Raw genomic sequence first — 25387 nt, 5'->3', positions numbered from 1 at the left:
ATGCCGCAATGAAGGTTTCGACGGTCACCGCACCAGGCACAACTGAACTGCTCGATGTCGAACAGCCACAGCCGGGGCCGGCAGACATCCTCGTCCGTATGCGTGCCTGCGGAATCTGCGGTTCCGATGCTCTCTACATCAGCATCGGGGGAGTACCTCCACGCCAGGGGTGCACGCCGCTCGGCCACGAACCCGCCGGCGAGGTGGCGCACGTCGGGGCCGAGGTCAACGGGGTCAGCGTCGGCGACCATGTGGTCATCAACCCGATGGCCGCGCCGAGCGGGATCATCGGCAATGGCGGGGCCACGGGTGCCTTGGCTGATTATCTGTTGATCGAGAATGCGGTCCGCGGCCTCTCGTTCGAGGTCATTCCCGATCACATCCCTTGGGAGGTCGCAGCGCTCAACGAACCCATGGCGGTCGCCAGGCACGGCGCCAACCGGTGCAACCCCAAACCGGGGGACAAGGTGGTGGTGTTCGGGGCCGGCCCCGTCGGCCTGGGAGCAACCTTGGCGTTCAAGTCACTCGGTGCCGGCCATGTGGTGGTCGTCGATATCCTTGCCCGCCGGCTGGACAAGGCGCTGCAGATCGGAGCCGACGCCGTTGTCAACTCGACCGAGGAGAACGTCGTCGAACGGCTGATCGAGCTGCACGGCGAGGGCGAAGCGATGTGGCCCGGGAAGGCCGGAACCGATATCTACCTGGACGCTGCGGGCGCACCTGCCGTGGTGAACACCGCGCTGGCTGCGGCGAAACGGCACGCCACCCTGGGTGTGGTCGGGGTGCACAAGGAACAGGTGCCGATCGACTTCGTCAACATCATGAGTAACGAAATCACCGTCACCGGTTCGATGGGCTATCCCGATGAAATCTTCGAGGTGACCAAGGATCTCGTCGAGAACTGGGAGAAGTACGCGTTGATCGTGAGCCACACCATGCCGTTCGACAAGGTCGGTGACGCGCTCGAACTGGCCGCAACTCCGGGCGTGGCCGACAAGGTCGTGATCACCTTTCCGTAGGCCATCCACTCGCTCGAGGATCGCGCGTGCCGCGCGCTCGGTGAGCCGGTTCCGGGTAGCCGCGCCTAATCGGCGTCCTCGTCGTCGCGGTGTGCGGCCTCGATCACCTCGGGCGGGACCGGCTTCTGCAACCATGCCCGCATCCGCATCAAGCCTCCGGCGATGGTGCCGACGGCGACCACCGCCGCGACGAACCAGAGTGCAGTGGACATAGCCCCAGTGTCCGCCTTCGAGAGGCCGGATGGGCCGCTTTGCGCCGGGCTGAGCAGCGCGTCAGTGCGCCGGCACGGGGGTGACCGCAGTATCGGACTCGATGGGACCGGGCGGAAACAGCAGCCCACAGACCAGCGCGCCGGCGGCGAAGATCACCGCACCCCAGAAGAACGTGGTGGTGTAGCTCTCCATCGCGGCCATCGCCTGGGTCGCGGGGTTGGGTACGCGGCCCTGCAGGTAGTCCGAGGCTGCGGCCGCGGCCAGCGCGCTCAACACAGCCGTGCCGATCGACCCGCCGATCTGCTGGAACGTGCTCACCGCCGCGGAGGCGACACCGGCGTCGTCGGCCTGCACCCCGGATGTGGCGGCCGCCATCGCGGGCGCCATCACCAGACCCAGGCCGAGGCCCGTGATCACCAGACCCGGCACCACATGCGTCACGTACGAGCTGTCGAACCCCAACTGGGTGAACAGCAGCAGGCCGACGGCCGCCAACAGCATGCCGGTGAACACCGAGAGCTTGGGTCCCACCGTGGCGGTGACTTTTGCCAGAGCGGTGGCCGACACGGCCAGCGCCGCGATCATGGGCAGGAACGCGAAGCCGGTCTGCAGCGGCGTGAACTGCTTGACCGTCGACAGGTAGAACGTCAGGAACAGCAGGACGGCGAACATTCCTGCGCCGCAGACCAGCAGTGCCACGTAGGCGCCGCCTCGGGTGCGGTCGGCCAGGATGCGCAGCGGCAACAGAGGATTGGCGACGTCACGTTCGATGAGCAGGAAGATGCCGATGAGCGAGACGCCCAGGGCGATGCAGGTCAGCGTCACGGTGCTGGTCCAGCCCTGCGCTTCGGCGTTGCCCAGGCCGTACACCAGCGCGACCAGACCGCCGACGATGACCAGTGAACCGGGCAGGTCGAGGCGTGCCCGGGTCTCCGAGCGGCCCAAGGCTGGGATCAGGATGACGGTGCCGATGACGGCGATCAGGGCCAACGGCGCATTGACGTAGAGGCACCAGCGCCAGGACAGATACTCGGTCAGGGCGCCGCCGAGAATCAGGCCGATCGCGCCGCCGCCGCCGGAGATGGCGCCGAAGACGCCGAACGCCTTCGCGCGCTCATCCTTTTCGGTGAATGTGACGGTCAGCAGTGAAAGCGCTGCGGGGGCCAGCATGGCACCGAAGACACCCTGCAGCGCACGGGCGGCAATCAGCACTTCGATGCCGCCCGCCACACCACCGAGCACCGACGCGGATGCGAAACCGATCAACCCGACGAGGAACATCGGCTTGCGTCCCACCAGGTCGCCCAGGCGACCCCCGACCAACAACAGCGATCCGAAGGCCAGGGCGTATCCCGTGATCAGCCACTGCCGGGCGTCGTCGGAGAAGCCCAGATCCAGTTGGGCCGACGGCAAGGCGATGTTGACGATGGTGGCGTCGAGCACCACGACCAATTGGGCCAGCGCAATGACGCCCAGGATCAACCACTTCGACCCGCCGATGGTGCGCTTCGCGCTGGGGTCGGGCGCGCGGTGCCGACCGCCGGCGCGCGGTTCTGCCGGGCGCGTCGAGTTCAGGGTGGTCACTTGGCCTCCAAAGCGGAAAGTTTCTTCCGTTTCAATGTAGGCTATCCGGAAGCGCGTTTCCATTTCGAAGAGTGGGGTAGTGACGTGGCGTTCAGCACAGCGCGCGGGGACCGACAGCTCGACGACGTCTCGTATCCTGGCGGCGTGCTGCGCCCCGAATCGTCCGTCGACAGCGACGGGAAGACGCTGCGACGGGACGCCGCGCGCAACCGTCAGCGTGTCCTCGACGCAGCCGCCGAGGCGTTCGCCGAGGTGGGCCTGGACGTCGGCTATGAGGAGATCGCGCGGCGTGCCGGGGTCGGGGTGGGCACGGTGTACCGCCGGTTTCCTGAACGTGCCGAACTCGTCATCGCGTTGTTCGAGTCGCGCGTGGACGCGCTGGTCGACGTGGCGGACGCCGCCCTGGAAAAGCCTGACGGGCTGGCCGGTCTGCGATGGTTCCTGGAGCGGGCGGTGGAGATGCAGATCGAGGATCGCGGTCTGCAGGAGTTGGTGGCCGGCAGTTCATTTCGCGATGAACGCCTGGTGCGGGTGCGCCGTCGGATCGAACCCGCGGTGGCGAGCCTGCTGGATCGCGCCAAGCGGGAGGGTGCCGTTCGCGCCGACGTCGAGCCATTGGATGTCGGTGCGCTCATGATGGTGGTCAGCACCATGCGCACCCCGAGCCAGCCCCAACTATGGCGGCGTTACCTGGAATTGGTGTTCGACGCGCTGGCGCCGCGCGCGGAGGGCACGAGGCCACTGCCGCTGCGGGCTCCGACCGAAGCCGAGATGGAGGAGCTGGCGATCAGCATGCGCAAGGGGAATCAGCACTAACGGAAAATCGGTTGCCGCCGCGGGAACCGCCCGCAAGGGTGGTCGCCATGCAGCCTGCCCGGCCGGTCGACAAGCACGGTGATCAACCGTTGTCCCGCCAGGTGATCACCTCTTTGAGCGACGTGAGGTCGTAGCCGTCGTCGGCGGTGAGTTCGGTTTGGAACAGTGTGACGCCGGCCTCGCGGAAGGCCTCGGCGCTCTCGGCGGTCGCCCAGAGGGTCGAGCGTTCGATATCGGCGCCGTTGCGGCCGAACGAAGCCGCCAGCTCGTCGACGCGGTCGCTGGAGCGGCGGAACGCGTCGAGATCCTGAAACGCGTGCCAGATGTCGGCGTGCCTGGCCACGGCGGGCAGCGAGCGTTTGGGCCCGGTGCCGCCGATGAGGATCGGGATCTCGCGCACGGGTGGCGGAACCAGTGCGGCGAGCCGGTTTTCGATGCGGATCAGGCTCTCGTCGAACAGGTCGAAGCGGGAACCGAAGGTGCCGAAGTCGTAACCGTAGGTGGTGTAATCCTTTTCGTACCAACCCGCACCGAGTCCCAGGATGAGGCGGCCGCGGCTGATGTGGTCGACGGTGCGGGCCATGTCGGCCAGCAGGTCCGGGTTGCGGTAGCCGACCCCGGTCACGAGGAGCCCGATCTCGGCGTGTGAGGTGATCTCGCCCCACGACGCGAGCGCGGTCCAGCCCTCGAAGTTGGCGACGTCGGGTTGCTCGTCGAACATGACGGGCTTGCCGTCGACGATGGCCTTCATCGCCGGTCGGTGGAAGTGGTCGTAGCCGAAGATGACGTCGACGCCGAGGTCGTCGGCGGCCAGGACAGCATCGCGCCAGGTGGCGTAGTCGGGCGTTCCACCGGGCTGAATCTGCACGGCGACGCGGACGGGTCGGGTCATGGAATGCTCCTGAGTCGGGAAGGGGCGACTCTTGCGGCAAGTCATCGGGTGCGGGGTTTTATTCCGGATCGTGGCAGCATCGATGAGCATGACCTCGATGGAGCGTGTGATGCCGCCGATGAACGCTGATGAGCGGACCACCCTGGAGAGTTGGTTGAACTTCTACCGCGCGACGTTGGCGTTGAAGTGCGAGGGTCTCGATGATGAGCGGCTGCGGGTCGCGTCGGTACAGCCGTCGCCTATGACGTTGCTCGGGTTGGTGCAACACGCGGCGGAGGTGGAGCGGAACTGGTTTCGCCGGGTACTTGCCGGCGAAGTGGCGCCCCCTATCTTCGGACCAGGCGATCATCCCGCGGGTCATGACGGCGGCTTCGACATCTCTGGGGACGCATCCTACGGTGCCGCAATTGAGGTGTGGCAGAACGAGATCAAGTATGCGCGTGCCAACTGCGCCGAGCGTGGCCTCGACGACACCAGCGAATTCATGGGCACCTCGGTGAGTCTGCGCTGGATTTACACCCACATGATCGCCGAGTATGCCCGGCACTGCGGACATGCTGACCTGATCCGTGAACGTATCGACGGCGTGGCCGGGGTCTGACCCGAAAGGCTCACCGACTCATTGCAGGATCGCCCGCGCCGCGCGTTCGGCGATCAGCATGACCGGTGCGTTGGTGTTCCCCGAGGTGATGGTGGGCATCGCCGAGGCATCCACCACGCGCAGGCCGGCGACGCGGTACACCCGGCAGTCGGTGTCAAGCACGGTGGCGGCCGAGCGCGGCCGACCGCGGGTGTCGAAGGCGCCCATCGCGCAGGTCCCCACCGGGTGAAAGATCGTGGTGCCCAGTTCACCGGCCGCGGTCTGCAGGTCGTCGTCGCTGACCAGTTGTGGGCCGGGAAGCATCTCTTCCGGCTGGTAGCGGGCCAGGGCCGGCGCCGCCATGATCTGGCGGGTCATCCGGAGGCCGCGCACGGCGACGTCACGGTCGGCGTCGGTGGACAGGTAGTTGCACAGGATCTTCGGGCTGGTCAGCGGATCCGCGGTGGCCATCCGCACATGGCCGCGCGAGGTGGGGCGCAGGTTGCAGACCGAGGGAGTGATGGCGGCGAAGGGATGCAGGGCCTCGCCGAACTTCGGCAACGACAGCGGTTGCACATGCCACTCCATATCGGGGCTGGCCAGGCTCGGATCGCTCTTGGCGAACGCTCCGAGCGTGGACGGCGGCATCGTCATGGGCCCGGAGCGCAGCAGTGCATACTGAATTCCCATGCCCGCCCGGGTGATCCAGTTCCGGTAGAGCGTGTTGACGGTCCGCGCGCCCTTCACGCGGTAGACAGATCGAATCTGCAGGTGATCCTGCAGGTTCTCGCCGACTCCGGGCAGATCGACGGCCACCGGCACCTGATGTTGGGTGAGCAGCGCGGCGGAGCCCAGGCCCGAGACCTGCATCAGATGCGGCGAGCCGATGGCACCGGCACTCAGAATCACCTCCCGGCGCGCGCGGACGTCGACAGTCTGGCCGTCTTTGAGCAGGCGTAGACCGGTGACGCGGTGCTGGGCGGTGGTCCAGGCGCCGTGACGCTGGTCGTCGCGGACCTGGTCGTCCATCAGCAGTTGGAGAGCCTGGGTCTGGGTGTAGACGGTGAGGTTGGAGCGGTGGGAGATCGGGTGCAGGAAGGCGTCGGCCATCGACCAGCGCCGACCACGTCGTTGATTGACGTGGAAGTACGCGCTGCCGGAGTTGTCGCCCCGGTTGAACTCTTCTTTCGGCTCGATGCCCGACTCGGCGGCAGCGGCCTGCCAGGCGTCCAGGATCTTCCAGCGCACGCGGGGCCGCTCGACCCGGATTTCACCGTCGGCACCGTGCCAGTCGTCGGCGCCGCCGAAGTAGTGTTCCAGCTCCTTGTAGATATCCAGGGTCTGGCCGTCGGGGCCACCCCAGAGCCATCGGTCGTCGCCGGTGGCTTGCGCCCACAGCTCGTAATCGCTGGCCTGCCCGCGCATGTGGATCATGGCGTTGATCGATGAGCAGCCGCCGATCACGCGACCGCGCGCGTAGATGATGCTGCGGTCGGCCAGGCCCGGATCGGGCTCGGTGGTGAAGCACCAGTCGGTGCGGGGGTTGGCAATGGTGTACAGATAGCCCACCGGCACCTTGATCCAGAACCAGTTGTCCTTGCCGCCGGCCTCGATCAACAGCACCCGGTGATCCGGGTTGGCGCTGAGCCGATTGGCGAGCAGGCAGCCCGCGCTGCCTGCGCCCACGATGATGTAGTCGTATTCGGCCACAGGCCTGGTTTCCGGCACCGTTCCTCCATTGCGCTTCGTTGCGTGTCCTAGTGTGCGCGATGGCGGTCCGGGATCGGAGCATTCCCGTAGGCGCTCTCGGCCACAAGTGTGAAGTCGATCGTTCCGAACACCGACATACCGTTGTCGTGGTAGTGGCTGACGCTGGTGTCATGACCGAGAACGTGAAGATGGTGGAAACAGACACGGCTGCCGCGGATGCGGCACTGGCGGTGTGGTTGCAGATGTGGAACACGGACAGTGAGATTGCGCGTCGGATCTGCAGTGCGGATTTCCGGATTCATTTCCTGATCCCCGAGGAGGACGGGTCGAACCCGGGCGACGACGTTCTGGGTGGGGACAGTTTCGCGCAGTTCCTAGACCGGTGGCGCGAGCGGCATCCGGGTGTGGTGTTCACCGAAGTCGCGCGGGCGGTGGACGGCGCGCACGGGCGGATGCTGTGGACATGCGGGCCGGGGATGTTGTTGCGGGCGGGATCGATGTCTTCGACTTCACCGAGGATGGGCTGATTCGCGAGGTGTGGTCGGTGAACGGAACGCGCGCGCACCTGACCTGAGACCGGGAGACTTGAGCTCGTGAGGAGAGCCGAACGGTTGTACGCGTTGGTGGATCTGCTGAGGGGATCACGTCGGCCATGGTCGGCCGCTCGGCTCTCGGAGGAGTTCGAGGTGTCCAAGCGCACGATCGAGCGGGATATCCAGTCGCTGCAGCTCGCGGGAGTCCCGATCTATGCCGACCACGGGGTGTCGGGTGGGTATTCGATTCTGCGGGAACACTCGTTGCCGCCGCTGAATCTCACCGTTCCGGAATCGCTGGCGGTGCTCGCGGGGCTGGGTTTGCTGGAGACCTCGCCGTACGGTGCGGCGGCGCGTCGGGCGCGGGCCAAGGTTCTCGCAATCAGCCGCGAGGATCAGCTCGCGCCGATTGACGAGGCGTTGGCGTCGATGTTCGTCATCGATGCCCAGCCCTCGTCCGAGGCGGCGGTCGCGCTGATTCCGGAGGCGATCGCCGCGCGCCGGGTCGTCCGGTTGAGTTATACCGCCAAGGATGGTGAGACTCACACGACCCGGGACGTGGAGGCGATGGGTCTGCTACGCGGAGGTGCTGCGTGGTTGTTCGTCGGATGGTGTCGGCTCCGCCAAGGGATCCGCGGATTTCAACTGGACCGCATCCGACAGTTGGAGATCACCGATGAGGTGTTTCCCGACCGTGATTCGGCAGTATTGGAGGCGGATCTGTCGCGGTGGAGCACGCGACGGCTCGGGTAACCCGGCGTTACGCGATGCTGCTGAGAATCGCGATAACCAGCCCGCCCACAGTCAACGCCCCAACCAGCGTCGCGGCAGCGATCGCGCGGCGTCGCCGGCGCTGGCGGGCGGCGGCGAGTGCCACCGCGATGCTGACGAGGATCAACGCTGCATAGGCCGCGAGCCCCACCGTCAGCATCGCCGCCGTCCCCGCGGCGGCCAGAGTCACGTCGTGCATGCCGTGAGCCTACGACGTAGCCAGGACGAAACGACGCGGGCACCAGTCGGAAGCGTTGGGGGATCGGTGCTGGTATCCAGGCCGGGTGCCGTTTCGTTTGGCGCAATATGCAGTGCCGGAAAGGAATTGCGCCGTCGTCCATTCGCTCGTATTCCTCGACCGCTTGGGGCCGTGAAGCGGGCTATAGCAGACCGATTGACCGGCAGACATTGGACAGGGCGTTCCAGTACTGGCCGGGGGCACAGTGTTCCGCAGGACGCGGCGTTTGGCAGGTATTGGTGATGGGATCCCAAAACTGGCCGTTGACGCAGTTCAGGGGCGCTGCCGAACCGATCCCGGCACCGAACAGCGACAGGGCAGCAATGGGAGCGGCCGCAAGAACGGCGGCGGCCGAACGGACTGAGAGATTTCGCATGAGTTGATCTTGCCCGACGCCCTGGGGCCTCAAACCCGCTTAGGTCGTAATCGGCTCGAAAGATCTTTGCCTCAACAGAAGTGGGGGACACCCCGATCATTCTTTGACAGCTGTCAGAATTTTGGTTGCGTGCCGGTGACGGATCTCACAGAACGCCTGAGCGGATGTCTGGCCAGGCCCTTGGACGGCGTCGATCGAGATTGCCGTCAAATTAGGGGGAGCGGTGAACGTCTTCCAAGGCCTTAGCGGTCGGGAAGGCTATGGTGAGCACCTGACCGAGAACCGTTGGTGGCGAAGCGCTGTTTACCATCGGATCAGTCAGCGGCACGCCTGGTTGGCCGCCTCCGGCAATGCCAGAAAGGTGATCGTGGCCGACGCGAAATCGACATCGCCTGCGGGCGTCGGAACCCCATGCAGTTCTGGCAGTGCGCCCGCCACGTCCAAGGCGAGTTCCGTCCCGTTCAACCGGACACTCGTGCTTCGTGGCCGGTCCGACGACAGTGTGTAGCGTTCGCCCGCGGTCGGTATCGACAGGGTGAGTGAGGAATCCATGTCGGTGTTGATCACCAGCACCGCGACGCCACCCGGTGTGCCGCGCAGGTTGTGCGCATAGACATGGCGACCCGGCTGCGGTACGCCCGATTCGAGCACGGTTGTCCCCATCAGTTTCCGCCACAGCAAGGCACCCCAGTAATTCGGCCTGGGAAGCAGCGTCGTCTCGTCCAGCAGACCGTAGTCACTGGCCGCGAGTGTGTTGTGCGCGACGACTCGCACCTCCTGTTTCGCGAGCCGCCCGAGCTGATCGAGATAGCGGAAGGTGTCGAGGAACGTAGCCGCCCAAGGGTTCCCTCCGCACGCCGCTTCCGCTGTCTCGGTGTTCCAGAACGGTGCGCTGGGGGCGAACTCATCTCGAAGCGGGCGATAGAAGGCAAGGGTTTCATCCGTGCGCCGCAACCACTGCTCCGAAAGGGCGTCATCCGGCGAAGTGGTGGAGAGGGCTTGCGCGCCGGTATCTTCCCCACCAGCTGCCGACTCGGCCAGCGCGGCACACCGCAGCGACAACGCTCCGTAGTGGTGATACGAGAAGGCGTCAACCGTCGCAGGCCGGGACGCGGCGAGCAGATGCCGGGTGGGGATGAAACCTTCGACCCCCGCCGCGTGGATGGATACGCCCGCCGTTTCGCCGACCGAACCCGGCCCGAGGACGACCATGTCAGGCAGGACGCGGGCGGCGAATTCCCGGAACCGCCGGAAGTCGGCGCCGAAGGCCGCCGCGCTGTACCCGGGAGGCGCCCCGCCCATTGCCGCGGCGTTCGGTTCGTTCATGAACTCGGCCGCGGCGATCGAGCCGCCCAGTTCCCGCGTGTAGGCGACCCGAGAAAGGGCCTGATCCGGGGTCCAGGCCCCTACCTCGTCGCGCGTGCCGGGACCGATCGCGAATGACGTGACGATCTCCGCGTCAACTGCGTGCGCGAAGTCGACCACGCCCTGCCACTGCCGGCGTGTCAGCACCCCCGTGAAGCCCGCAGGCGGCTCGGTGGCAGTCTCGTCCGCGTCGGGGAAGTACGTGTTGTTGGCCCAGGTGCCGCTGACCCGGACGTATGCGGGGCCCAGAGCGGCGGCCAGCGTCCGCAGCCGGCGGTTCGCGAGGTCCAGCGGTGGACGATATTGCAGCAGTGCGGAATTCGTCGCCACGGCGCCCTCTGGGCCGTAAGGTGCCCAGAACTCCCCGCCGGTGACTTCGATCATCTCGATGTTGTAGGACTGGTAGCGATCATCGACCGTTCCGATGCGCTCCATGTCCGCGGGCGTCAGTGGCGCCGCCGCAGTCGACGGACCGGTTTTGGCGTGTTGTCCCATGGCGAGCCCCAATGCTGCAGGTGTCATCCACAGTAGCGCGATCTAGGCCAGCTTCGTGGGGACCCGGCCGGCTGACCAGGGCGGCAGCCGACACGAGTCCGTACCGCTGTCCCGGGGGCCGAAGCTGTGCAGCGCAGCCGAAAACGATGGGAGGAGCGGTGTCCGGCAAGAGAGCGAGCCATGATTCATCTGATGCAATGTGCAGTAGTTTAATGGCGCGCCAGCACACCTCGATGTCCCTGCGTCACGCGTCGGGCCGAGTGGGCGGGGTTTGCTGCTGACGGCGTGTAGGGGAGTGGCGGTAGGGCAGGCCACCTCTTGCTGGCGTCGAGCGCCCCGGCGCCAGTTATTCGATGAGGTCTTGGGTTGGGCGTCGTGGCGAGTCCCCGTTTCTGAGTCCACCCGGTTCTAGAGTCGGGTTTGTGTGATTCAGATTCATTTGATGCTGCAGGCCATCAGGGTGGGCGCACCTGCGGACGCGCCCGCACTCGGCCTAGACGGAGCTCGAAGAAACGAAAGGCGGAGTCAGTCGCGCGACGTGAAACACGTTGAGAATTAAACGGGTTGGTGATCTTTCATATGAAAGCAGTGCTGGACAGCCGCGAAATCGAAGTCGCTGATGCTCAAACTGCAGATGCAGGCAGAATGCTTCTGCGACAGGAACACTCGCATCTAGGAATCACACACCATCTGCGCCGCCGGAGACTAACCGCGCAGCAACGCGGCCGTCAGCGTTGGGCTGTGGGCATGGCCAGGGCGTAGGTGCGCCGATATTGCGCCGACAACGCAGCGAAATCGGAGGGTGGTCAGGTCCCGCTCAGCATCCCCCAAGGAACATCGGCCGAGCAACTCATGTAAGGATTCATTCATGAATCGGATCTGTGTTTTCTCCGGGTCGAATTTGGGTCGCCATGACCAATATCGCACATCGGCAGTGGAACTGGGCGCACTACTGGCTGAGCGTCAGATCGGTCTGGTTTACGGGGGAGCCGCCGTCGGACTCATGGGAGCAGTTGCAGATTCGGCTTTGGCCGCTGGCGGCGAGGTTATCGGGGTGATCCCACGGGCCCTTGTTGAACGCGAAGTCGCGCATACCGGTCTACAGGATCTGCGGATTGTCGATTCCATGCATGAGCGCAAGGCGTTGATGGCTGAGCTGTCCGATGCTTTCATTGCCCTGCCCGGAGGAATCGGCACTCTCGAAGAGATTTTCGAAGTGTGGACGTGGACTCAGCTTGGCGCGCACGCAAAACCGTGCGGGCTGCTCAACACCCTCGACTTCTACGACGGATTGCTGGCCTTCCTAGACCATGTTGTCGACGAGAGTTTCTTGAAGCCCGTGCATCGACAGATGCTTCTCTCGTCGGATTCACCCACCGACTTGCTGAACGGATTACTCACCCACCAAGTTTCAACGGAGACGAAGTGGATCAGTCGCGATGAACGCTGATGGCTCTGGCCCACGCGTCGGATGTGGTGCAGCGATCATCCAGGACGGTAACCTGCTGCTTGTCCGCCGCAGGCGCAATCCGGAGGCGGGTTGCTGGGGCCTCCCGGGAGGGAAGGTCGACCCGTTTGAGTCCGTGGCGGCCGCGGTGACGCGCGAGATCCGTGAAGAACTCGGCATCTCCATCGAACCGAGCCTGCTCCTATGCGTCGTCGACCAGATCGATCGTCAGGCTGGCCAACACTGGGTTGCTCCGGTCTATCTCATCGAGCGCTATGACGGCACACCCTCCGTTCTCGAACCGCAGGCGTTGTCGGCGATGCGGTGGTTCGACCTCGATAATCTGCCCGAGCCGCTGACCGAGGCGACGCGGCAGGCCGCATCGGCCCTTCGGCGTCGCACCTTGTTGAGCTGAGCCAGGGCCAGCATCTGTGTCCAGTCTCAATGTCGCTGGCGGTTGACTGAAGGGGCCGCCGGATTCAATGAGCGGCGCGGCCAACATTCGAAGTCCGCCAGCTTTTCTGCGAAGAACCGCCAGATGTAAAGAGACGGGGACACGGACGATGTTCATCGCGGCTGGCGCTATGCGATATGAGGTACTTTAGTTGACATAATGTAGATTATCGGCACAAACCTGACGTGGGCGAACGGTCCGCGTAGGCCTGTGCCTACCTGTTTGTGCAGGTGTGCCGCAGATCTGTGGTCTGTCCGCGCCGTTCCTGGCCGGGTCTCAGTCCTCTCCGGATTGCGCCCAGTCGCCCGCCCGGCTGGCTCAGGTGTGGCCATCATCGTCGCCCGCGCCGGACCGTCGCCCGAGCCGGCTGCGGCCGGTTAGGCCGGCCTGGCGACCGGGTCGTCACCATGATCCGGCGGGATGTGCCGCTGGCTGACGCCTTCTGTCCCGCCTCTCGGCGACGGGCGCCGCCGGCTCAATACGTCACAGTGACAAATTGTATCTGCGTCGCTGGATCTAATTGCTCTGTCCTGCAACGGTGTCTGCGCGTTGCTGGGTGCCGGCGCCGAGTTTCCCGTTGATACCGTGCGCCGGACTGCAATCGGTGCCGCATTCGCGGCGGGCCGTGCAGTCGCTCATTCCTGGCCGCGATCTGACGGCTTGGCGATTCCCTTCGGTGCCGAGTTGTTTCTGTCGCATGTGTTGGTGGGTCACGGTTGCGCGTGGCACGGGCATCCCCCGGTGCGACCTCCGCCCTGCCCAGTGTCGCGATTACGAAACGTCACTGTGACGAATTGAGATACATGGGCGTTGCCCCAACTGCGCAGCGCCACATTGGCTTTCGACAACGCCGTACCGGAGGAAGCGGGTTTCGGATATCTGTTGATTGGGTCGTCGTGGAGCACGCACAGCGCCGGGATCAACTTCCCCGTCCAGCCACCTCGGCGCGCAGGCGGGGTGTGAGACGCTCCTAGGTCAGTGCTACCTGGTTGAAGAACGTGTTCACATCGGCCACGAAGCGTTCGGGGTATTGGAACTGAGAGCCGTGCCCGGCATCGGGGTAAAGGATCAGTTGCGCATTCGGGATATACCGGGCCAACGTATAGGAGTTGATGGTGGGGACTAGCCGATCTTCGATTCCGTTCACCACGAGGGTCGGCTGCCGTATGCCGGCTAGCTTTGCGTATCGGTCTTGAGCTTCATCGGGTGGAGTCCCCCACGCGCCGATAGCCTCCAGCTGGGCACTGGTGGTGTGTGCGCTGACCTCCGGCTCGTTGTCGGTGGTGCGGCGGACCAGCCGTTCGAGGTAGGCCTTGCCCAAGCTTCGGCTGTGATCGGTGTGGGCGAAGAAGAGATACACCAGGTCTTCGGGCACGGGATGTGGGCGCATGCCGACTTCCTGCACCCCCGGAGTGAACCGTGCGAAGTCGCGGCCGCCCTCGGGGCCGGTCCCGACCAGAATCAGGTAACGAACCAACTCTGGGTTGTCGAGCACCAGTTGCTGTGCGACGAAACCGCCCAGGGAGAAGCCGAGGAGATCGATCGTTTCGAGTCCGAGTGCCCTGATCACGGCAGCGGCGTCGCGGGCCATGTCGGCAACATTGTTGGGCGTGGTGCCCTCGGACCGGGATACGCCGGCGTTGTCAATGGCGATCACGCGGCGGGTCTTGGCCAACCCGTCGATCAATGTCGGATCCCAGGTGTCGAGGGTCCCCCTGAAGTGGTTGAGTGCAACCAATGGAGGTAGTCCTTCGTCGCCAACCTCGCGGTAGGCGTACCGCGAACCCTCGACTTCGGTGAAGCGAGTCGGCGTGGTCGTATAGCTGTCGACGGCCATGTCTGGCAACCTTTCTTGGGATATGCGTTCGTGGTTGATTGCTGTTCGCTCGGGCTCTCGTGCCGGTCAGGGCGCCGGCGCTGTCGAGGTGACAGCGCCGCGGTCCAGGGACAGCTGGGACTTGACGTCTCGGGAGCGCTCATCGGCGAGCACCTCGGTGAGACGGTGTTCGACACCGTCGAGGGCGAGGGCGGCGACGACTCCCGGATCCTCCTTGGGTGCATCGATGTTGGCCGTCATGTCGGTGTCCATGAATCCAACATGCAGTGCGGTGACGTCGACACCGTGGCTTGCCAGTTCCTCTCGTACGACGTCGGTTTGGGCCCAGACGGCAGCCTTGGCCGCTGCGTATGCACCGAAGCCACTGGGGTGCAACCAGGCCAACACCGACAGCACGTTCAGGATGGCTGCGGGTGCGTTGGCGATCAGGTGCGGTGCGAAGGCACGGGTTACCGCCAGGGTTCCGTAGTAGTTCGTGTCCATGTCCGCGCGGATGTCGGCCATCGGCGCCGACAAGACCCCGCCGGGTGTGAAGACCCCGGCGTTGTTGACGAGCAACGTGATATCACCGGCTGCTTCGGCGGCGGCATCGATGCTCGCCTGGTCGGTGAGGTCGATGCGCAGCGGAATGACGCCGTCGAGGGTGATCCCATCGGGGTGGCGCGCCGCGGCGTAGACCTTCGCCGCGCCCCGAGAGAGCAATTGCTCGACGAAGTGACGGCCCAGCCCGCGGCTAGCACCGGTCACCAATGCCACTGAACCTTCAATCTTCATGGACTCCCCTACTTCTCGCTCGGCATGATGAGTGGCTTATCGGTGCGGAAGGCGTCCACGGTCCTGCGATCGAGATTCAGCGTGGCGGCGACGACCTCCTGCGGAGTCAGCCCCAGCCACTGGTTGGCCGACACGTCGGTGAAGCGGTCGCTGCGGAACAGTTCCAGCATCACCACTGGGTCATCGCCGACGTTCTCGAAGTAGTGGCCCATCGCGCTGGGCACGTAGCCGACGTCACCGGGGTAGTAATCGAAGGTTCTCGCCTTGCCGCTGGATCCGAATACACACATACGGGCGTGCCCGGAGATCCAGTACTGCCACTCGTCGTGGGCGGGATGCCAGTGCATCTCGCGAACCGCGCCGGGGGCCAATTCGACGTAGGCGGCGGCGATCGTCGATGCGGACGGGAAGTTGCGTGAGTCGGTGATGCGCACGCTGCCCCCGGGGACTTCGACGGGGTCCTGGGCGAGCATGCGGTGGCTCATCCGTTCGGCCGTGCCGACCGGGGACTGTGCGGCGGCGATGTCATCGACGAGGGCGCCGGGCACCTCACCGGGAAAGATGTAGCGGCTGTGCTCGATCTCGCCGGCGGTGGGGATGTTGGCGAACGAGGATTCGGGCACGGCGAAGTTCTTGGCCAGGATGTGTTTGGGGGTATGCGCGAACCAATCCGTGACCAGGAAGGTTTCGTTCTCCGAGAAGTTCCCGTCGTCGAAGACGAGCAGGAACTCGCAATCCTCCAGTGCCTGGATCGAGTGCGGGAAACCGGCGCGGAAGTTCCACAGGTCGCCGCGGTGAACGTCGTCGATGAAGTTGCGGCCGTCTGGGTCGATGGCGGCGATGCGCGCGCTGCCGGCCAACATGAAAGCCCACTCTGCTTCCCGGTGCCAGTGAAGTTCCCGATACGCGCCCGCCGTGAGTCGCATGTTGACCCCGGCCAGGGTGGTGGCCACCGGCAATTCGCGGACTGTCGCCTCTCGTGCCCAGCCTCCGTTGAGGAGCCGGTTGTGCGAGGCGGCGAACGACCACTTGAGGTTGGGCAGGCTGCCGGAGTCGGTGCTTGGGGCGCCGGGGTTCTGTACGCCGATGGCCACGTTGTCTGGGCCCAGAACGGTTGCGCCTTCGTCGCCGTCGATGGTGGGTACTGCATTGTGGGTGTTGATATCGGTGTCGGTCATGCTGGGCTCCCTTCTTCTCATCGGTGGGCCTTGACTCACTCGCAGTTAGCGCAGCGCGAGTTCGAGATGCGTATGGGGGTCTCGTGGGCCGAAGTAGCGCCGATCGGTTTCGTCGATCTCGATGTCGTTGATGCTGGCCTCACGTCGCCGCATCAGGCCGGAGTCGCTGAATTCCCACAACTCGTTTCCATAGCTGCGGTACCACTGGCCGGATGTAGCGTGCCATTCGTATTGAAACCGGACCGCGATGTGGTCGTCGGTGAAGGACCAGAGGCTCTTGCGCAATGCATACTCGTGTTCGCGCTTCCATTTCTCGCTGAGGAAGTCGATGATCGCGTCGCGGCCGGTGATGAAGTTGTCGCGGTCTCGCCATTGGCTGTCCTCGGTGTACGCGAGGCTCACCCGGTGGGCATCACGGGAGTTCCAGGCGTCCTCGGCGGCCTGGACTTTGATGATGGCCGTTGCGTAGGTGAACGGTGGGAGTGGGGCGTGCGTCTCCGGCATGTGTGCGTCCTCTGAAAGGCATTTCTGCAGTAGGTATATGCCGTGCCCGGCCGCCATGGCCAGAGCTATCGACCAATGCCCGTACTAACTACGGGTTAGCGCGACGCGGGCATTGCGGGTTCGACGGCTGCCGCCCATCCGCGTGACGCTAGGGTGCGCTGTCGAAATCCACGTTGCGCAGGTCTCGGCGCGAGGCGATCCCGAGCTTGGCAAAAATTCTGCTCAAGTGCCACTCCACGGTGCGGGGGCTCAAGAAGAGCTGCCCGGCAATCTCAGACGTGGTGTGGCCGCTGCGGGCGAGTTGGGCGATGTGACTTTCCTGCGCTGTCAGTTCCACCGCTCGCCCGGCGGGTCCGGTGTTGACCGTCTCACCGGCGACCGTCAGCTCGCGGCGAGCCCGGTCCGCGAAACCCTCGACCCCCATCGCAGCAAAGGAGTCGTAGGCTATCCGCAATTCAACTCTGGCGTCACGGCGTCGCCGAACCCGGCGCAGCCACTCCCCGTACACAAGTCGTGTGCGCACCGCGTAGAGGGCATAGCCGTGCTCCAGCAAACTTATTGCCAGTTGATAGTGGGCTTCCGCGGAGGGATCGTCTCCGGCGACCAGTGCCGCAGATCGAGCGGCGAGACCCAGGGCGGTGTCGGTGCGGCTGGCCTCTGCACGTTGAGTGAGACGCGCCAGTGCATCGGCTGCGATCTGCCCTTCCCCGCAGCGCGTCGCCGCTTCGATCATCTCGACCAGCACGTAGCCGTAGTATCCGGTGTCGTCGAATTGCGCTGCCGCAGCGCATGCCTCCAGTGCCTCGCCGTACTGTCCAAGGCTGTTGTGCAGGATCGCCTTCGCAACGAGAGCCACCGTCACCTCGCCGCCCTGGCCACGAACGGTGGCCTCGTCAATCGCTGACTGAACCAGCGTCCGACAGAGCGCTTCCTGCCCGCGGTAGGCGGCGAGGTAGGGCCGGATGGATGCCAACGGTGTCGCACCCGTCGCGGCCATGATCGCTTCGGCTTCCACGACCAAACCCGTGGCCTGGCTGAAGAGTCCGTCCGTGATGCACAACCCGGCATACTGATACAGCGCCGCGGGGAGAACATTCAATTCGCCTGCAGCACGCAATGTTTCGATCTGTCGCGCGACCAGCACCTTGCCCGCCGCGCGATCGAACAGATCCAGGCAGACGCGGTGGGTCAGGTAATGCCAGCGCGGGTCTGCCAGCCCTGCCTCATCCTCGCGCAGATACTCCTGCAGAGCCCTCCCCAACAGGGGTGCGGCAGCAACGTAACCGTCGGTCAATCGGACGGCCAGGCCATCGAGAAGCAGGTCAACAGCCCGGGGCGGCTCTTGGGCCGCCGGGGCAGAACGCGCCGCCTCGGCCACCGATCGCGTCATCACGCGATCGGTGGTGGACAGTCCTCCCTGCAGGACAACGGCATTCCCGCCACGGTCATGGGTGCACGTCGAAGTGGTCATTGTTCATGACCGTTACCCACGCACGGACAAAGTCGTCGATGAATCGCTGGTGTCCTTGTCGCGAAACCCGCCTAAGTGTCCTTGCGCCCGTGTGCGCCACACCGTCACTTCCGATCGGGACGGCGCGGCCCCGCGGACGGCGGCGGCCAGGTGATGGTGTCGCCGCTCTCGCGGACACCCCACCTTCGTTTCGAGGGCTTCCGCATGTCCGGGTGCGAATCGTTCACCGGGGTGATGGCCACCGAGACCCACACAGCCGTGAGCGCCGCCGCGGCCACGACGGATGCACCGGTCGAGATCGCCAGGACCGGGCCCGCCGAGCTGGTACGTGACCACCAGAACGCGCCGACACCGGCGACCGTCGACAACCCGGCCAGGTAGGCCGCCGCGACGCACCACCGGAACCGGCGTCGCCGCAGCGCGACCACCGAAGAGATCGCAGCGCCGGTGCCCAGCGCGGATGCGGCCAGCGGTAAACCCGCGCCTACGACCCATGCGGTGATCCCGGTCATGATCAACACCACGGATGCGGTCCACGCCACGCGACGTGCCCACAGGGGCAGATGGAGCTCCTCGAGCACCCGGTGTTCGATCTGCTTGAGGGTCGCCTCGATCGACTGGTCGCGCGACCGCAGATGGAACACGTGGCTCACCTCCTCCAGAAAAGCCTCATGTCGAGGATAGTCGCGCCCGCAAACCGCCGGGCTCAGAACTTGCCGTCGAGGTACTCCGCATAGGCCGGCAGATCCAGCTGGCCGTGCCCGGACAGGCCGATCACCACGACCTGCTCCCGTGGATCATCGGCGACGTGCGCGGCCGCAGCCGCGATGGCATGCGTCGACTCCGGAGCCGGCACGATGCCCTGGGTCCGCGCGAATTGCACCCCGGCGGCGAACGCGTCGTGCTGCGAGATCGCCACGCCCTCGACCAGGCCGAGCTCGACGGTGTGGCTGAGCGCGGGCGCCATCCCGTGGTAGCGCAGCCCACCGGCGTGGATCGGGTCCGGCACGAAATCCATGCCGAGCGTGTGCATCTTGAGCAGCGGGGTCAACCCGGCGACGTCACCGTGGTCGTAGCGGTACTCACCCTGGGTGATCGACGGGCACGCGGCCGGTTCAGCGGCCACGATCCGCGGGTTCGACCGGCCGTGGATCTTCTCCCGCAGGAACGGGAACGAGAGGCCGGCCAGGTTGGAACCGCCTCCGGCGCACCCGAAGACGACGTCGGCGCCGTCGGGTTCCACCAGCGCCAGCTGCGCCACGGCCTCCTGGCCGATGACGGTCTGGTGCAGCACCACATGGTTCAGCACGCTGCCCAGCGCGTAACGGGCCTCCGGGTCGGCCGCGGCGACTTCGACCGCCTCGCTGACCGCCATGCCGAGGCTGCCGGTGGTGTCCGGATCCTTGGCCAGGATGGCGCGGCCCGCCTCGGTGAGCGTCGACGGGCTCGAGTGCACCGTGCCACCGTAGGTCCGGATCAGATGCCCGCGATACGGCTTGGACTCGTACGAGGCGCGGACCTGCCACACCTCGACCTCCAGACCGAACTGGGCCCCGGCAAACGACAGGGCACTACCCCACTGTCCGGCGCCGGTCTCGGTGGTCAGTTTCCGCACCCCGTCGATGTGGTTGTAGTAGGCCTGCGCTACCGCCGAGTTGGTCTTGTGGCTGCCGACGGGGCTCACACCCTCGTACTTGATGTAGATGTGGGCCCCGGTGTTCAGGGCCTTCTCGAACCGCCGGGCGCGTAACAGCGGAGACGGCCGCCACATCGTGTAGATCTCCCGCACCTCCTGCGGGATCTCGATGTAGGTCTCGGCGGCCACCTCCTGCGCGATCAGCCCGCTGGCAAACAGCGGCGCGAGGTCATCGGGGCCGACCGGTTCTTTGGTCGCGGGATGCAGGTGCGGCGGTATGGGTTCGGAGAGCTCGGCCGCCAGGTTGTACCAGTGCGTCGGCACCTCGACGGTGACCAGATCCGGGTGGGCGGTGTCGAGCTGTTCGGTCATGCCGGACACCCTAACGGACTCGTTGGCCGGGCAGAAATGTGCTGGTCAACGGCATGTTGGCGCCCCTCAGGCAGTCAAGCCCGCGGTGAGCTCATCAGGCGCTATTGCCCGGTCGGGCCACACCCGCTCCATCTCGACGACCTCGCAGACGGTCTCTTGCGCAATCAGGTCGTCGTTGCGCAACCGGGTGACCGGCGCATCCGCCCGGAGCGTCGCGGCTTCCCATTCGGTGCCATCCTGCCAGTCAGCGATACTCCGCGCATCGGCTGCGGTGCGCAGGATCTGGCCCAGTTCACCACTGAGCAGTTGGCGAACTGCGCCCGCGCCGCGGTGGGGCTGAGCGATCAGCCAAGAATGGCAGGCATCGGCAACCTTGTAGAGCACGGCGTCGGCGGTTTCGGCGACCGCACAGGCATTTTCGAATGGAATGATGGCGTCGTCGGCACCGTGTAGAACGATCGTCGGCACGGCTTGGCGCCGCATCATGTCAAGAAGTGAACTCGAATCGCCGGACTGCATCAAAGCCTGTGCGGCGCCGCAGAAACCGGTCGGTGCCATGATCTTGCCCATCAGGACCACGCGAAGCATCTGCAGGTAACGCCCGACGGCCTCGACCTTCATGAGCAGCGGATCGCGGGACAGGTCGTAGAGTGCACCGGCCACCGTGTGCAGCATCTGGCTGGGTGACCGCATGACCGTCCGGACCGCCGCGTCGAAGGGCGCCCCGGCTGCGGCATCGAAAAGCAATGTCGCCAAGACCCGTTCGGGTGCCAGCGCCGCGATCTGAATAGCCATCCGGCCGCCCATCGAGTGGCCGGCGAGGACGGCTTTGTCTACTCCGAGGGCGTCAAGGGTGCGCAGAATCACCGTTGCCCGGTCGGTGAACTCGGCGCCGGGCACCGGAAGGTCATGCGTATCCCCGTGCCCCGGAGCGTCTACGGCGATCACGAGAAACCCGAGTCCGGCGACCCGGCTCAACATGCGCAGATAAGCACGGCGACCCAGCCCTAGCCCGTGCAGGAACACCAGCGGCACACCGCATCCACCAACGGACACACCGACCCGGTGACCGTCATCGAGCTCAATCTCGTGATGGCTCAGCCGAACTCTGTATCCCGCAGGGTCGCACGTCGCAGTCTCCATGGGCGCCGCTCCTCAGTTGTTTGAGGGTGGCTACCCACTGCCCATCTTCGTCAAACACCACAGGTCATGGAGGGCAAGGGAACTGGCGCAGCAAAGAGCGCTACTACGCGCCCTGCCGCACCGTGTCGAACGGTGCGTTCCCGGAGATCCGGCCGTTGATCCCGGCGGTGACGAAGTCCTTCGCCCGTCGCACGGCTTCGCTGACGTCGCTGCCCTTGGCGAGTTCGGCGGTGATGGCAGCGGCCAGCGTGCACCCCGCGCCGGCCACCCGCTCGCGCCCGACCTTGGGCACCCGCAGGATCTCGACGTCGGTGCCGTCGAACAGCACATCGACGGCCTCGTCACCGGGGAGTTCGACGCCGCCCTTGGCCACCACGTAGCGCGGGCCCAGGTCGGCGATGCGCTTGGCGGCCTCCACCAGGTCGTCCACCGAATCGATGCGCTCCATCCCGGACAGCACCCCGGCCTCGAACAGATTCGGCGTGACGACCGTCGCCAGCGGCAGGATGCGCTCCCGCAACGCGGTGTCGGTATCCAGGGCGGCCCCGGGTTCCTGGCCCTTGCAGATCAGCACGGGGTCGACGACCACGTGCCGCCAGGTCTGCCCGGCCAGAGCATTGGCGACGACATCGATGGTGGCGGGTGTCCCCAGCATGCCGATCTTGACCACGTCGAGGTCGTAGGCGGCCGTCGCTGCCTCGATCTGATCGGCCACCACCTGCGGTTCGATCGGCACGAAGCGGTGCGTCCAGTTCGCCTTCGGGTCGAACGACACGATGCAGGTGACCGTGCCCAGGCCGTAGGTGCCCAGCTGCTGGAACGTGCGCAGGTCTGCTTGCAGGCCGGCGCCGCCCGTCGCCTCGGATCCGGCGATGACGTAGGCCAGGTGGTTCACGATGTACAGGCTACAGACCTGCGATATCGGCCTCAGAGGGCGAGGCTGCGAACGATCGAGGCCGCGTGGTCGCTGCTCGCGGCCGGTCTCCGCCGTGCGCCGATTTCCGCCGGTGGTGGGCACAGCACCGGGTGTATCAGCGCACCCACGGGACCAAGCGGCTGCGTCATCCGGTGGTGGGCAGGTTCGACGTCGACTACGAAACCTTCATGACGCCGGGCGATCCCGATCAGACGCTGTTCGTCTTCACCGCCGAGGCCGGCACCCGTGGCAGATCGTTGACGCTCACAGTCCCAGCTGACTCAGGCCTGGATGATCGGCGGGACGGGGTCCCCGGTCGTCCCAGTGGAACAACCGTTCGGCATCGGTGATCGCGACGTCGTTGATGCTGGCGTGCCGGGTCTTCATCAGCCCGTCGGCGTCGAACTCCCAGTTCTCGTTGCCGTAGGCGCGTAACCATCGTCCCGCGCCGTCGTGATACTCATAGGCGAACCGGACGGCGATCCGGTCACCACCGTAGGCCCACAGCTCCTTGATCAGCCGGTAGTCGAGCTCGGATTCCCATTTGCCGGTGAGGAACTCGACGATGGCCGGGCGGCCCTGTACGAAGGTCGAGCGGTTACGCCACCGGCTGTCGGGTGTGTAGCCGAGGGCCACCCGTTCTGGGGTCCGGGTGTTCCACATATCCTCCCCGGCCCGCACCTTCGCGGTCGCCGTCTCGAGGGTGAACGGGGGCACGAGTGACGCGGTCATGATGGCTCCTCAGCGGTCGCGTTTCGCATCGATCTACAAAGCCATGATCGCGCCGGCGGAGGGTTCCTGCACATCAGCCACCGCACAGTGCAGGTCGCCGGTCTGTCACCCGACTCAGGCCGGGTCGAACAGCACCGGCACTGAGGTCGCCGACCGGAAGATCTGGCCGCGGATATGCGGATCGCTGCCGTCGGGCGCGGCGCGCGGCAGCGCCCCGTCGACATGGATCAGCCGGCCGTCCGACCTGGTCGGTTCTCCCGGCTTGCTCGCGGTGACGGTCAGTGCGCGGCCCCGAGTACCGAGGCCAACATGTCCAGCCCGGCCGTGCCGTGTCGGCGGCCGCGGTGTTCTCCTGGTGTGACGGCGGCGCGTGGAGTCTTGTAACGCCCTCCCGGGGCGGCGCGATGAACGGTGGCGGGTCAGGTGAAAGGGTCGGCGTTTCAGCGGGGAGAAACGCCGCCGGCAGCCCCTGGCTCTGCCATAGTTCAAGCAGGATATCGGGGGGAGATCAGTGACCGTTGGTATGCGAATCGTGGTCCGGCTCATCGTCGCGACCGTGTTGGCCGTGGCGGCGTTGCCGGTCATCGTTCCGGCGGCCGGATCGCAATCGTGCCCCGACATCGGCGTCGTGTTCGCGAGGGGGACCGCCGAGCCGCCCGGCGTCGGTGGCGTCGGCCAGAGATTCGTCGATTCGCTACGCGCACAGGCATTCCCCCGCACGGTCGGCGTGCACGGTGTGAACTATCCCGCCAGCAGCAACTTCACCGGCGGCACCGTGTTCAAGATGAGCGTCGTCGAAGGCGTGCGCGACGAATCGATTCACGTCCAGGGTGTGACGTCGGTGTGCCCCAGTACCCAACTGGTGCTGGGCGGGTACTCGCAGGGTGCGGTGGTGACGGCCCTGGCGACCTCCGGCGTGGTGCCGGCCGGCATCGCCCCCGGTGCGGCTCCCCTGCCATTGCCCGCCGACGTCGCCGACAATGTCGCGGCGGTGGTGCTGTTCGGGACACCGGCAGGCTGGTCCGCGGAGAAGTACGGCGCGGCGGACATCGACGTCGGCCCGGCCTATGCCGGTAAGTCGCTCGAGTTCTGCGCGCCCGGCGATACGGTCTGCTCCGGTACGGCCCCGTCCGGGTCGAGTGGTCCGCACCAGCAGTACGGCGTCAACGGAATGGTGGAACAGGCGGCTGCGTTCACCGTCAGCAGGTTGATGTAGGCCGACAGCGAGGAGCCGCCATGACGTCACCGAAGAGTTCCGCGCTGACCGGACTCGGGTTGAGTCTTCCGGTACTGGCCGCCCCGATGGCCGGCGGTGCGACCACACCGGCCATGGTCATCGCGGCCGCGCGAGCCGGCGCCATGGGCTTCCTGGCCGCCGGCTACAAGAGTCCGCAGAACCTGGCCGCCGAGATCGCGACGGTTCGGGAGGCCTCGATACCGTTCGGGGTCAACGTCTTCGTGCCCAACCCGGTGCCCATCACGGCCCAGGAGTACCGCCGCTACGCCGACGCGCTGCGTAGCGAGGCGGACCGGTTCGGCCTCACCCTGCCCGCCGACCCGGTCGACGACGACGACGCGTTCGACGACAAGATCGACGTTCTGCTGGCCGACCCGGTACCCGTCGTCAGCTTCACCTTCGGTCTGCCGCCGAAGCGGGTGATCACCTCCCTTCGACGGGCCGGGACGGTCGTGGCGCAGACGGTGACGGCGCTGTCCGAAGCCCGGGCGGCCGCCGACGCCGGCGCAGACATCCTGGTCGTCCAGGCCGTCGTGGCCGGGGGTCACTCCGGGACGTTCACCCCGGACCGGTTGCCCGAAGCGGTACCGCTCACCGACCTCGTCGCCCGGATCGGGGCCGAGACGGGTCTTCCGGTCATCGCGGCGGGCGGCCTCGCCACAGCCGAGGCGGTGTCCGGGGTCCTCGACGCCGGTGCCATCGCGGCCGCTGTCGGCACCGTCTTGCTGCGTGCCGACGAGAGCGCCGCCTCGGCCACCCACCGGGCCGCCCTGATCGACCCGGCGCGTACCGAGACCGTGTTGACCCGAGCGTTCACCGGCCGTCCCGCGCGCGGCCTGCGCAACAGCTTCATCGACCGCTACGAGGAGATCGCCCCGCTGGGGTATCCCGCGATCCACCACCTGACCAGCCCGCTGCGCAAGGCCGCCGCCGCGGCCGGGGATGCGGATCTGGTGCACCTGTGGGCGGGTACCGGCTATCGCCACGCCCGTGACGAGTCGACGGCCGCAATCCTCACGGCCCTGGCGGGTTGAACCCCGGTCGGGGCTCGCAGGCGGCGAATCTATCCACAGATTGCTAAAACAACTGGACCG

General features: G+C 66.0%; 26 protein-coding genes. 10 read left to right on the top strand and 16 right to left on the bottom strand.

Going from position 1 to position 25387, the window contains the following annotated elements; all coding sequences use genetic code 11:
* Positions 1-8 precede the first annotated feature (8 nt).
* A complete protein-coding gene (locus tag K0O62_RS14930) occupies positions 9-1019 on the top strand; it encodes a zinc-dependent alcohol dehydrogenase (RefSeq protein ID WP_073855169.1) in 1011 nt (336 codons plus the stop codon).
* A 65-nt stretch (positions 1020-1084) separates the two neighbouring features.
* Here K0O62_RS14930 and K0O62_RS14925 read toward each other — a convergent pair whose 3' ends face one another.
* Positions 1085-1231 (bottom strand): hypothetical protein, encoded by a 147-nt coding sequence (locus K0O62_RS14925; RefSeq protein WP_097934159.1) that lies wholly within the window; start codon positions 1229-1231, stop codon positions 1085-1087.
* A gap of 61 nt (positions 1232-1292) precedes the next feature.
* Complete coding sequence (locus tag K0O62_RS14920; RefSeq protein ID WP_073855167.1) at positions 1293-2816, bottom strand: MFS transporter; 1524 nt, start codon at positions 2814-2816, stop codon at positions 1293-1295.
* 84 nt (positions 2817-2900) lie between these two features.
* Here K0O62_RS14920 and K0O62_RS14915 point away from each other — a divergent pair, with 84 nt between their 5' ends.
* Entirely contained in the window at positions 2901-3632 is a 732-nt protein-coding gene (locus K0O62_RS14915) for a TetR/AcrR family transcriptional regulator (protein WP_165636951.1), read from the top strand.
* Between the two features lie 82 nt (positions 3633-3714).
* On the opposite strand, the gene K0O62_RS14910 is transcribed toward K0O62_RS14915, so the two are convergent.
* Entirely contained in the window at positions 3715-4524 is an 810-nt protein-coding gene (locus K0O62_RS14910) for an LLM class F420-dependent oxidoreductase (protein ID WP_073855166.1), read from the bottom strand.
* 88 nt (positions 4525-4612) lie between these two features.
* Here K0O62_RS14910 and K0O62_RS14905 point away from each other — a divergent pair, with 88 nt between their 5' ends.
* Positions 4613-5125: a DinB family protein gene (locus K0O62_RS14905; protein WP_073855164.1), complete on the top strand. Its 513-nt coding sequence runs from the start codon at positions 4613-4615 to the stop codon at positions 5123-5125.
* An 18-nt stretch (positions 5126-5143) separates the two neighbouring features.
* Here K0O62_RS14905 and K0O62_RS14900 read toward each other — a convergent pair whose 3' ends face one another.
* A complete protein-coding gene (locus K0O62_RS14900; protein WP_097934161.1) occupies positions 5144-6814 on the bottom strand; it encodes a GMC family oxidoreductase in 1671 nt (556 codons plus the stop codon).
* A gap of 170 nt (positions 6815-6984) precedes the next feature.
* Here K0O62_RS14900 and K0O62_RS14895 point away from each other — a divergent pair, with 170 nt between their 5' ends.
* Both K0O62_RS14895 and K0O62_RS14890 read left to right on the top strand, forming a co-directional pair.
* Complete coding sequence (locus tag K0O62_RS14895; protein ID WP_234799999.1) at positions 6985-7341, top strand: nuclear transport factor 2 family protein; 357 nt, start codon at positions 6985-6987, stop codon at positions 7339-7341.
* 66 nt (positions 7342-7407) lie between these two features.
* Entirely contained in the window at positions 7408-8100 is a 693-nt protein-coding gene (locus K0O62_RS14890; RefSeq protein WP_073855160.1) for a helix-turn-helix transcriptional regulator, read from the top strand.
* Positions 8101-8107: 7 nt separating this feature from the next.
* Here the strand turns inward: K0O62_RS14890 and K0O62_RS14885 are convergent, their stop codons facing one another.
* A complete protein-coding gene (locus tag K0O62_RS14885; RefSeq protein ID WP_073855158.1) occupies positions 8108-8317 on the bottom strand; it encodes a hypothetical protein in 210 nt (69 codons plus the stop codon).
* Between the two features lie 733 nt (positions 8318-9050).
* Positions 9051-10619, bottom strand: coding sequence for a hypothetical protein (locus K0O62_RS14880; protein ID WP_073855154.1), 1569 nt, complete (start codon positions 10617-10619; stop codon positions 9051-9053).
* An 841-nt stretch (positions 10620-11460) separates the two neighbouring features.
* Here K0O62_RS14880 and K0O62_RS14875 point away from each other — a divergent pair.
* Together K0O62_RS14875 and K0O62_RS14870 are read left to right on the top strand one after the other, a co-directional pair.
* Positions 11461-12042 (top strand): LOG family protein, encoded by a 582-nt coding sequence (locus tag K0O62_RS14875; RefSeq protein WP_073855152.1) that lies wholly within the window; start codon positions 11461-11463, stop codon positions 12040-12042.
* Positions 12032-12454 (top strand): NUDIX hydrolase, encoded by a 423-nt coding sequence (locus tag K0O62_RS14870; protein ID WP_073855150.1) that lies wholly within the window; start codon positions 12032-12034, stop codon positions 12452-12454. Before K0O62_RS14875 ends, K0O62_RS14870 begins: the two co-directional genes overlap by 11 nt.
* Before the next feature lie 1009 nt (positions 12455-13463).
* Here the strand turns inward: K0O62_RS14870 and K0O62_RS14865 are convergent.
* The 9 genes from K0O62_RS14865 to thiD form a co-directional block, all read right to left on the bottom strand.
* Complete coding sequence (locus K0O62_RS14865; RefSeq protein ID WP_073855148.1) at positions 13464-14330, bottom strand: alpha/beta fold hydrolase; 867 nt, start codon at positions 14328-14330, stop codon at positions 13464-13466.
* 66 nt (positions 14331-14396) lie between these two features.
* Positions 14397-15104, bottom strand: a complete 708-nt coding sequence (locus tag K0O62_RS14860; RefSeq protein ID WP_073855146.1) for an SDR family oxidoreductase — start codon at positions 15102-15104, stop codon at positions 14397-14399.
* Positions 15105-15112: 8 nt separating this feature from the next.
* Positions 15113-16282: a cupin domain-containing protein gene (locus K0O62_RS14855; RefSeq protein ID WP_073855144.1), complete on the bottom strand. Its 1170-nt coding sequence runs from the start codon at positions 16280-16282 to the stop codon at positions 15113-15115.
* 45 nt (positions 16283-16327) lie between these two features.
* Complete coding sequence (locus K0O62_RS14850) at positions 16328-16786, bottom strand: nuclear transport factor 2 family protein (protein ID WP_073855323.1); 459 nt, start codon at positions 16784-16786, stop codon at positions 16328-16330.
* A gap of 148 nt (positions 16787-16934) precedes the next feature.
* Positions 16935-18257 (bottom strand): helix-turn-helix transcriptional regulator, encoded by a 1323-nt coding sequence (locus tag K0O62_RS14845; RefSeq protein ID WP_083603691.1) that lies wholly within the window; start codon positions 18255-18257, stop codon positions 16935-16937.
* A gap of 104 nt (positions 18258-18361) precedes the next feature.
* Positions 18362-18901, bottom strand: coding sequence for a hypothetical protein (locus K0O62_RS14840; protein ID WP_073855322.1), 540 nt, complete (start codon positions 18899-18901; stop codon positions 18362-18364).
* A 62-nt stretch (positions 18902-18963) separates the two neighbouring features.
* Positions 18964-20265 (bottom strand): TrpB-like pyridoxal phosphate-dependent enzyme, encoded by a 1302-nt coding sequence (locus K0O62_RS14835; RefSeq protein ID WP_073855140.1) that lies wholly within the window; start codon positions 20263-20265, stop codon positions 18964-18966.
* A 66-nt stretch (positions 20266-20331) separates the two neighbouring features.
* Positions 20332-21300, bottom strand: a complete 969-nt coding sequence (locus tag K0O62_RS14830; RefSeq protein WP_234799997.1) for an alpha/beta fold hydrolase — start codon at positions 21298-21300, stop codon at positions 20332-20334.
* Between the two features lie 211 nt (positions 21301-21511).
* Positions 21512-22303 (bottom strand): bifunctional hydroxymethylpyrimidine kinase/phosphomethylpyrimidine kinase, encoded by a 792-nt coding sequence (gene thiD / locus K0O62_RS14825; RefSeq protein ID WP_097934165.1) that lies wholly within the window; start codon positions 22301-22303, stop codon positions 21512-21514.
* Positions 22304-22368: 65 nt separating this feature from the next.
* Here thiD and K0O62_RS14820 point away from each other — a divergent pair, with 65 nt between their 5' ends.
* The gene (locus tag K0O62_RS14820) at positions 22369-22674 is read left to right on the top strand and encodes an MmyB family transcriptional regulator (RefSeq protein ID WP_372512816.1); all 306 of its coding nucleotides are present in this window, start codon (positions 22369-22371) and stop codon (positions 22672-22674) included.
* On the opposite strand, the gene K0O62_RS14815 is transcribed toward K0O62_RS14820, so the two are convergent.
* Complete coding sequence (locus K0O62_RS14815) at positions 22589-23056, bottom strand: nuclear transport factor 2 family protein (protein ID WP_073855136.1); 468 nt, start codon at positions 23054-23056, stop codon at positions 22589-22591. The two genes, K0O62_RS14820 and K0O62_RS14815, sit on opposite strands and share 86 nt — an antisense overlap.
* Before the next feature lie 523 nt (positions 23057-23579).
* Between K0O62_RS14815 and K0O62_RS14810 the strand changes: the two genes are divergently transcribed.
* Both K0O62_RS14810 and K0O62_RS14805 read left to right on the top strand, forming a co-directional pair.
* Positions 23580-24272, top strand: coding sequence for a cutinase family protein (locus K0O62_RS14810; protein ID WP_073855132.1), 693 nt, complete (start codon positions 23580-23582; stop codon positions 24270-24272).
* Positions 24273-24292: 20 nt separating this feature from the next.
* A complete protein-coding gene (locus K0O62_RS14805; protein ID WP_073855130.1) occupies positions 24293-25327 on the top strand; it encodes an NAD(P)H-dependent flavin oxidoreductase in 1035 nt (344 codons plus the stop codon).
* The last annotated feature ends 60 nt before the right edge of the window (positions 25328-25387 follow it).

Source organism: Mycolicibacterium diernhoferi, assembly GCF_019456655.1.
In the GTDB taxonomy this organism is placed as follows: domain Bacteria; phylum Actinomycetota; class Actinomycetes; order Mycobacteriales; family Mycobacteriaceae; genus Mycobacterium; species Mycobacterium diernhoferi.
This window is presented reverse-complemented; position numbering and strand designations above follow the sequence as displayed.

Bases quoted from the DNA above. Each gene is read 5' to 3' on its own strand.
- K0O62_RS14885 (WP_073855158.1), bottom strand. From the start codon at position 8,317: ATGCACGACGTGACTCTGGCCGCCGCGGGGACGGCGGCGATGCTGACG.
- K0O62_RS14875 (WP_073855152.1), top strand. From the start codon at position 11,461: ATGAATCGGATCTGTGTTTTCTCCGGGTCGAATTTGGGTCGCCATGAC.
- K0O62_RS14865 (WP_073855148.1), bottom strand. From the start codon at position 14,330: ATGGCCGTCGACAGCTATACGACCACGCCGACTCGCTTCACCGAAGTC.
- K0O62_RS14910 (WP_073855166.1), bottom strand. From the start codon at position 4,524: ATGACCCGACCCGTCCGCGTCGCCGTGCAGATTCAGCCCGGTGGAACG.
- K0O62_RS14930 (WP_073855169.1), top strand. From the start codon at position 9: ATGAAGGTTTCGACGGTCACCGCACCAGGCACAACTGAACTGCTCGAT.
- K0O62_RS14895 (WP_234799999.1), top strand. From the start codon at position 6,985: ATGACCGAGAACGTGAAGATGGTGGAAACAGACACGGCTGCCGCGGAT.
- K0O62_RS14860 (WP_073855146.1), bottom strand. From the start codon at position 15,104: ATGAAGATTGAAGGTTCAGTGGCATTGGTGACCGGTGCTAGCCGCGGG.
- K0O62_RS14810 (WP_073855132.1), top strand. From the start codon at position 23,580: ATGCGAATCGTGGTCCGGCTCATCGTCGCGACCGTGTTGGCCGTGGCG.
- K0O62_RS14925 (WP_097934159.1), bottom strand. From the start codon at position 1,231: ATGTCCACTGCACTCTGGTTCGTCGCGGCGGTGGTCGCCGTCGGCACC.
- K0O62_RS14850 (WP_073855323.1), bottom strand. From the start codon at position 16,786: ATGCCGGAGACGCACGCCCCACTCCCACCGTTCACCTACGCAACGGCC.
- K0O62_RS14855 (WP_073855144.1), bottom strand. From the start codon at position 16,282: ATGACCGACACCGATATCAACACCCACAATGCAGTACCCACCATCGAC.
- K0O62_RS14905 (WP_073855164.1), top strand. From the start codon at position 4,613: ATGACCTCGATGGAGCGTGTGATGCCGCCGATGAACGCTGATGAGCGG.
- K0O62_RS14835 (WP_073855140.1), bottom strand. From the start codon at position 20,265: ATGACCGAACAGCTCGACACCGCCCACCCGGATCTGGTCACCGTCGAG.
- K0O62_RS14805 (WP_073855130.1), top strand. From the start codon at position 24,293: ATGACGTCACCGAAGAGTTCCGCGCTGACCGGACTCGGGTTGAGTCTT.
- K0O62_RS14815 (WP_073855136.1), bottom strand. From the start codon at position 23,056: ATGACCGCGTCACTCGTGCCCCCGTTCACCCTCGAGACGGCGACCGCG.
- K0O62_RS14845 (WP_083603691.1), bottom strand. From the start codon at position 18,257: ATGACCACTTCGACGTGCACCCATGACCGTGGCGGGAATGCCGTTGTC.
- K0O62_RS14870 (WP_073855150.1), top strand. From the start codon at position 12,032: ATGAACGCTGATGGCTCTGGCCCACGCGTCGGATGTGGTGCAGCGATC.
- K0O62_RS14880 (WP_073855154.1), bottom strand. From the start codon at position 10,619: ATGACACCTGCAGCATTGGGGCTCGCCATGGGACAACACGCCAAAACC.